Below are 6,189 nucleotides of genomic sequence, written 5' to 3'. Positions count from 1 at the left end.
CCCAAATATTGCTTATCAACTAAATCAAAAACTTGCCACTGTCGTCCTATTTTTAGTTTTTCTAATGCAGAAATTTCTATTTTGCTATCCCGTGCTTTATGGCCTATGCTTACATACAATCTCGTAGCTTGTGATAAAGCAGGCATCCAATTATTCAAAATAATACATACTAATAAAGTAATACTCATTAGTAGTATCCGAATTTTAGTTCGATCACCTTTTCTCCAATTCATAGCAACTTCTCCATAGCAGTTTTTACTTCAATCATCACCTCTCCGATTTTTCTCCTGTCGCCATTGGCTAGTTCGTGCCTCAAGATTTTCATCCCTTTGAGTTTTTGCATTTCCTCATCAAACTGCATAATGATTTTTCCTGATTCCAGGTAGATTTTGGCTACAACAGGCGGATAACCTAAGTCTTTCCGCAAGTAGATGTGAGCATCTTCTGAACTGCCAAAAATTACAGGTGTTGTACCTAAATTGATGGGGGTTTGTTCTGTAGGTGTCCAATGGACGATTAGCCACGCTCTTCGGCTCAAATCTTCAATTAGGGCGATCGCCAAACCAATGAAAAAACCGACGATCGCAGCACCCACCAGTCGCCCTACCAAATCTCCAGAAATGGCAGAAACTAATAGGAAACCGATCGCCCCAGCGGCACCACCAATACCTCCAGCTTGTAGGGCGCGACGGATTTCGAGATTGGGGACAAAAAACGACATTCCGCCGCCGAGGAAGGTGCCGAGGATAGTCCAGCCAATGACTCTGCCACCAAGGGCAAGAATCGGGATGCCAGCAACGGGTAAAAATAAGAGTTGCCCGACCGCCCCTGCTGCAACTCCCGCCGCGAGGCTACCCGCAGTACCGATACTTCCCTCGCTGGGTGTGAGGAGGCGGCGGCGCAAGTAATGGTTTTGGCCGGCAATCAGAGCTAAAGATGTGCCAATCGCTAGGAGTGCTGTCCATCCGCCAATGCGGAACATGGAATAAACTAAACCGTAATTGCCAGTTGCACCAGACTCCACGAGTTGGCTGCTATAAATTACTTTTTCTGCTTCTTGAAACGCTTGTTCAAACTGGCCAGAATTCGCATAGAAAACTAGGGACGGGTTTCCTGTAATCTCAGCAAGATAGCCTGTATCAGCACCATCAGTTGCTACAGCGACGATATTTATTCCCTGAAATCTCACCCATTGGGCTATGGGTGAGGTCAGGAATTTAGCATCAGGAACTCCATCTGTAAATAGGATAATATTACGTTTGAAGGAATTAGACTTTAGTTCTTCTGCGGCCGCGCTGATTCCACTGTCCATGCGTGTACTACCTCCATCTGCTAACCCAGAAATTGCCTGTTCAAGAGTTGTAATATCTGAAGTCAGACTCGTTGCTGAATGAACTTTGCTCCCAAAGCCGACAACAGCAATGCGATTCTGAGAGAGGTTTTGTCGCCGCACGAAACTTTGAGCGGCTAATTTAGCTTCTTGCAGTTTATTGTTCTCATTCATGCTCCCGGAGCAGTCGATTAATAGGACGATGGCTTGGGGCGATCGGGGAGTTGGTGGAAGTTTGGTTAGTGCTAGGAAAGCTTCACCTAATAATGTTGCTGCACCTAGGCAACCGACTGCTCCGTAGAGGCCAAAAAGTATGGGTTTGCTAAGTTTTTGTCTTAATTGTCCGAAAAGGTTTTGCATTTTGCGTTCTCCTATTGTTTAAACATTTACGAGATATCACTATTAATTTGACCTGTAATTAACCATGCGATCGTAGACCTGTCGCGAAATATTTGGAAAGATTTTCCAGTTATCCGCAAATCCCCGATTGTCAGCAAATATTACTAATATGTAGCGCACTTTTCCGTCAGGGCTTTCGATAATTGCCGCATCTTGACGGCTATCCAAAGTCCACCCAACTTTTGAAAATACACGGCTATCTTGAGGTAATGATTCGGCAAAGAAGCCTGCAATAGAATTGTATTCCTTTTTTTTCCAGACATCAGGGTTTAAGTCTCTGCTTAATAGCTTTTTGATTTTCGTGCTATGTCCTTTTGAAACCGCTTGACCGCTATCGATTTCATATAAAAGCCTCGCCACATCAAAACTGGTTAAGTAGTTCCTGATAGGTACTGTACCCTTACCTCTAATTTGTAAATCTCTACCCTTATCCGGCTTTTGGAGTTTTAAGTAAGGAATGGGAAAGTTTTTTTGACTGACATTAATATTTCTATATCCTGCTGTTTCAAAAAAATGATTCACCCAAAGACGCTTGTCAATCCAATTTTTTAACTCTTCTGGTGTTAGTTCTGTACCTGATTCTGTAGCAGTTATGGTATCGACAACACGACTAGCAGGCTCATTATCTGAATCTTGGATCATTTTATAAATTTCCCCTTCCGAGATTGTCCCTTCAGGAAGAATACCTGCGTTGTACTGTCCATACAGTGCTGCAAGCCAGAACAGCTTAGATACACTAGCAGGAAATATAGCCTGGTTATCTGAATAGGAACCATAAGCACAGCAGTTACTATCGCTTAGCTTGACAAGACTGATAGATAAATTACTCGTTGATAAACCTTGAGCTTGGATCGTACCCAAAATAGCATCAACAATTTTTTGCAGTTGCCAGTCTGACTTAAAAGATGGAGGATTTTTGACGTTATAACTGAGTTGCGTTCTAACAGTAGAATCAGGATTAGAAGAGGAGGGATATTTACTTGCGCCTGCTGGAAAAGTGGCGATCGCTCCTTGATTGTCTAGTGCTATCTTAAGTTGATAGGGTTCTTTATCCTTAGAAGAAGTAACTTTTAGGGTATAAGTTCCTGTCTCTTGTAAAGTGTATTGAGAAGTACCTAGCAATACTAACTGATTATTATTTGGTGTTAACAAAGCAGTTTTGCTAGTGGTATCAATCATTATATTTTGCCCTGCAACACCATCAAAATGATAGCAAGTAGTTTCACCACTTCTGATATCTGTTTGGATATTTTGGGGATTGGATTGAGTTAAGCCAAGTTGATTGTTGGTCTTACAGGAAATTGTATCGCTCACCTTGTTATTAGTCAGATAATAAAACATAATTCCTATCAAACAGGTGGGTATAACCAGATAGAAAAGGTAGGGAATAAATGGCATTGCCAATGAAAAGTCTTTAATTTGACTAATTCTGTTTCGCATCATTCAGCAGTCCTGTAATCATAAATTTTCCAAGAACCGTTTTCCGAAGAAAAGAAATAGATGTAATTTTTTGTAGATGAACCAGATTGGTTCGAGTCAATTCCCTTCGGTCCATAAAGAGTACGTTCTTCATAAATTTGGACTTTCATTGCTGGCTGATTTCCTGAATTATCAAAAGAGAAAACTTTAGTTATGCGAGAGTTTCTATAGTCATAGCGGGAATTATTGTTGTTTAACCAATCAATCGAACCTCCGGGTTTAGTGATATCTGTATATAGTGGACCTGTCGTGTAGTTTGCTACTAACTGACGATCGAAAGGAGGAGAAAATATTTGAGACTTTGCATTTAACCAATTGGCAATTAGTTGACTAGCTTGATCTTGAGTTAACCCGCTACTGTTGGTATTCGATGGAGATGTATTTGGAGAATTATTAGGTATATTTGGAGGATTATTAGAGGTCGCCTGGGGACTAGAAGGGACAGGAGAAACAGGACTTGTAGATGTTTGTAAAGTGCCTAAACTCATTTCTAAGTTAAAAGTTGTGCTGCCTTTTGGTGCTGCAACTTGGATCGTGTATTTTCCTGACTTGGGCAAATCTGTATTGCTCAAAAGAGTAAGATCCTGTGTGAAAATACAAATACAAATATCGTCTTTAGTTTGATAGCTGAGCTTTTGACCTGATTGAGCTTCAAAGGTATAACCTAAAGATTTACCCGTATTAATTTGACAGGTTTCTTTGGTAGTTCCAGAAGTAGCTATGGAAATAGCTTTGACATCTTTTGAGTATAAAGTGCTTGCAGGTTTTTCGGCGCAAGTGCTACCAGCAAATCCTGCATTAGAATTGGGATTGGAAGAAGCAGCACTACATCCACCAATTATTATCAACATTAAATACAGCCAAAGATTGTTCAGTTTCATTGCTTTTTTATTTTTTAAGATTTACTGTCAGTCCAAGTAGTTGATTTTCAAGGCTTATTTTGGATTCTTGTAGAAGGTGCTATGCTTGCACCGCTAGTCTCAGAATTCAAAAAATCCCTAAACTCTATGGCTCTTTGCTTGCTAGTAAATGCAGCTACTTGAACTGCTCTTGTTCGACTATCTTTTCTTCTTTTCGATAAGGCATCTTGACAAAAGCGTTGCGCTATTTGTAAATTAGCTTCGCTGTCGGGTAGGTAAACCGGATAAAAATCAACCGGATAATCATTAGGATTGGTAGGTAGAGGATCTCCGCAACTGGCTTTGGGAAAATTCGATCGGGAAATTCGAGTAGCAGTGGTATTGGCAGGCGGGGCAGAATTAGGTATATTTTCTGGAGAAGGCGCGGATGTCACTGCTGAGGAATTAGGTGTACTTGGTGGAGAAGTCTGTGCAACATCTAAACCCATAGATAAGTCAACAGTTGTAGATCCTTGTGGTGCAGATACTTGAATTATGTACTTTCCAGTAGTTGGTAAAACTCCTGTATTTAAGAGTTGATTATCTGGCGTGAAAATCCAAATACAAACATTTTTATCCATTTTGTAGGTCAGTTTTTGATTAGCCTTGGCTTCAAAGGCGTATCCTATCGATTTACTTTGACTGACAATTCCAGATTCTGTTAACATCTGCTCTCCTAATACGACAAGTTTCACATTTTGACTATCTAGTGACAATTCTGGTTTGTCTAAACATCCCTTTGAAGTTGTTAAAGATTGATTTTGAATGTTAGGCATAGCAGCACACCCAAAACTAATTAACAGTAAACAGTTAGCCAATATTTTTGTGAAGTAATGAAGGCTTTTCATCTCTAATTCTCCATTTCTTGCTTTAAATGATTTGCCCATAGCCAAAAGGGTAAAACACCCCCTGCACCTATAACTGCCAACACCGCTAGCAGCATGATGATACGAGTATTCAATGGGAGCGATCGCCCAAAAACTGCGATCGTATAAGATGCTGATTCTGACTGCACTTTAGAAGCACCATCCGATTGAACTATCACCCCAACATCATGCTTAGAACCGCGTTCGGCATCCGGCTGCTGGTAGCTAATTTCGTACTCGCCCAAAAGAGCATTCATAAATAATTTCAGCTTCTCAGCCACCGCTTGAGAATTAGGTGAAAACTCAGCGATACCACCCGTCACCTTCGCTATTTCTGCTAAGCGGTTTTCATCCACAAATTCCTCTTCAGGAACTTTGCGATCGCCCTTACCAATATCAGAACGTTTAGCCGGTCTCCCTAAACCATACTTTTGCCCCAACTGGGCTGGTGTGAAACCATAACCCAAAGTGTGGACTGTGATTTTTTCATTGCGCTTCAATAGTGCTAATAAATTATTGAAATCTCGCTCCTCATTAGGTTTATTGTGATAGCCATCCGATAACAAAACAACAGACAGTCTTGGCTGCGGCAAATTAGAATCTTCAGGTACAGAAAAACGCGGATCGTCGGCAGCCAAAAACTGAATCGATTTACTCAGGGGCTCATAAATATTTGTAGAAGCACAAGGTTTTTGACCAGCTAGGAACTCCAGATAATTATTCAATTTGAAATCCCCAGCCGGGAAAAATTTATTTAATACATCCTGATTAACTGGATTCCCTGCACAATTCGGTCCTGCGTCACCAAAGGGAACAATTGACACTTGGGGTTTGGGACATTCAACCGTTGAATTCTTGGGGCAACGATTCCCAAGTTCTGTCGTGAATTCTCGAATGGCTTTCATCGCTCCTTCTATCTTGCTAGTACCTTGACTGTCTTTTTGCTGCATACTGCCGCTGTAATCTAACAGCACAATAATGAAAGCCGGAGGTGGTATGGTTTCATCGGGGCTTTTCCAATCTTTCCCGCGAAATTTCAGTGGTTTGCGATCGACTATCAAACTAAAGTTTGTATCCTGTAAACCCATCACAGGTTTATCGTTAGCATCTTTGACTTTTATGCGGACAGTCACTCGATCGTCATCTACTGTGGGCTTACCGACAATTTCCGCAGTTTTTACCTGACTCCAGGCGGGATTTCCCAGAGAAAGAGCTA

At 41.2% G+C, this 6,189-nt stretch carries 6 protein-coding genes; all 6 read right to left on the bottom strand.

Translation table 11 applies throughout. The annotated features are described in order from the left end of the window. Positions 1 to 188: hypothetical protein (locus IQ270_RS26965; RefSeq protein ID WP_193976229.1), on the bottom strand; the 188-nt coding region annotated here is incomplete at its 3' end. Between the two features lie 41 nt (positions 189 to 229). After that, positions 230 to 1,690, bottom strand: coding sequence for a VWA domain-containing protein (locus IQ270_RS26960; protein WP_193976228.1), 1,461 nt, complete (start codon positions 1,688 to 1,690; stop codon positions 230 to 232). Between the two features lie 42 nt (positions 1,691 to 1,732). Beyond that, entirely contained in the window at positions 1,733 to 3,172 is a 1,440-nt protein-coding gene (locus IQ270_RS26955; protein ID WP_193976227.1) for a serine hydrolase, read from the bottom strand. After that, positions 3,169 to 4,089: an ARC6/PARC6 family protein gene (locus IQ270_RS26950; protein ID WP_193976226.1), complete on the bottom strand. Its 921-nt coding sequence runs from the start codon at positions 4,087 to 4,089 to the stop codon at positions 3,169 to 3,171. Before IQ270_RS26950 ends, IQ270_RS26955 begins: the two co-directional genes overlap by 4 nt. A 47-nt stretch (positions 4,090 to 4,136) precedes the next feature. Then, complete coding sequence (locus IQ270_RS26945) at positions 4,137 to 4,994, bottom strand: hypothetical protein (RefSeq protein WP_193976225.1); 858 nt, start codon at positions 4,992 to 4,994, stop codon at positions 4,137 to 4,139. Continuing rightward, positions 4,958 to 6,178: a vWA domain-containing protein gene (locus IQ270_RS26940; protein WP_193976230.1), complete on the bottom strand. Its 1,221-nt coding sequence runs from the start codon at positions 6,176 to 6,178 to the stop codon at positions 4,958 to 4,960. Before IQ270_RS26940 ends, IQ270_RS26945 begins: the two co-directional genes overlap by 37 nt. Positions 6,179 to 6,189: the final 11 nt, after the last annotated feature.

It is taken from the genome of Microcoleus sp. LEGE 07076 (assembly GCF_015207455.1).
Lineage (GTDB): Bacteria > Cyanobacteriota > Cyanobacteriia > Cyanobacteriales > Microcoleaceae > Microcoleus.
The sequence above is the reverse complement of the archived record's forward strand: the minus strand, read 5'-3'. Positions and strand labels throughout refer to the sequence as shown.

Bases quoted from the DNA above. Each gene is read 5' to 3' on its own strand.
- IQ270_RS26955 (WP_193976227.1), bottom strand. From the start codon at position 3,172: ATGATGCGAAACAGAATTAGTCAAATTAAAGACTTTTCATTGGCAATG.
- IQ270_RS26950 (WP_193976226.1), bottom strand. From the start codon at position 4,089: ATGAAACTGAACAATCTTTGGCTGTATTTAATGTTGATAATAATTGGT.
- IQ270_RS26945 (WP_193976225.1), bottom strand. From the start codon at position 4,994: ATGGGCAAATCATTTAAAGCAAGAAATGGAGAATTAGAGATGAAAAGC.
- IQ270_RS26960 (WP_193976228.1), bottom strand. From the start codon at position 1,690: ATGCAAAACCTTTTCGGACAATTAAGACAAAAACTTAGCAAACCCATA.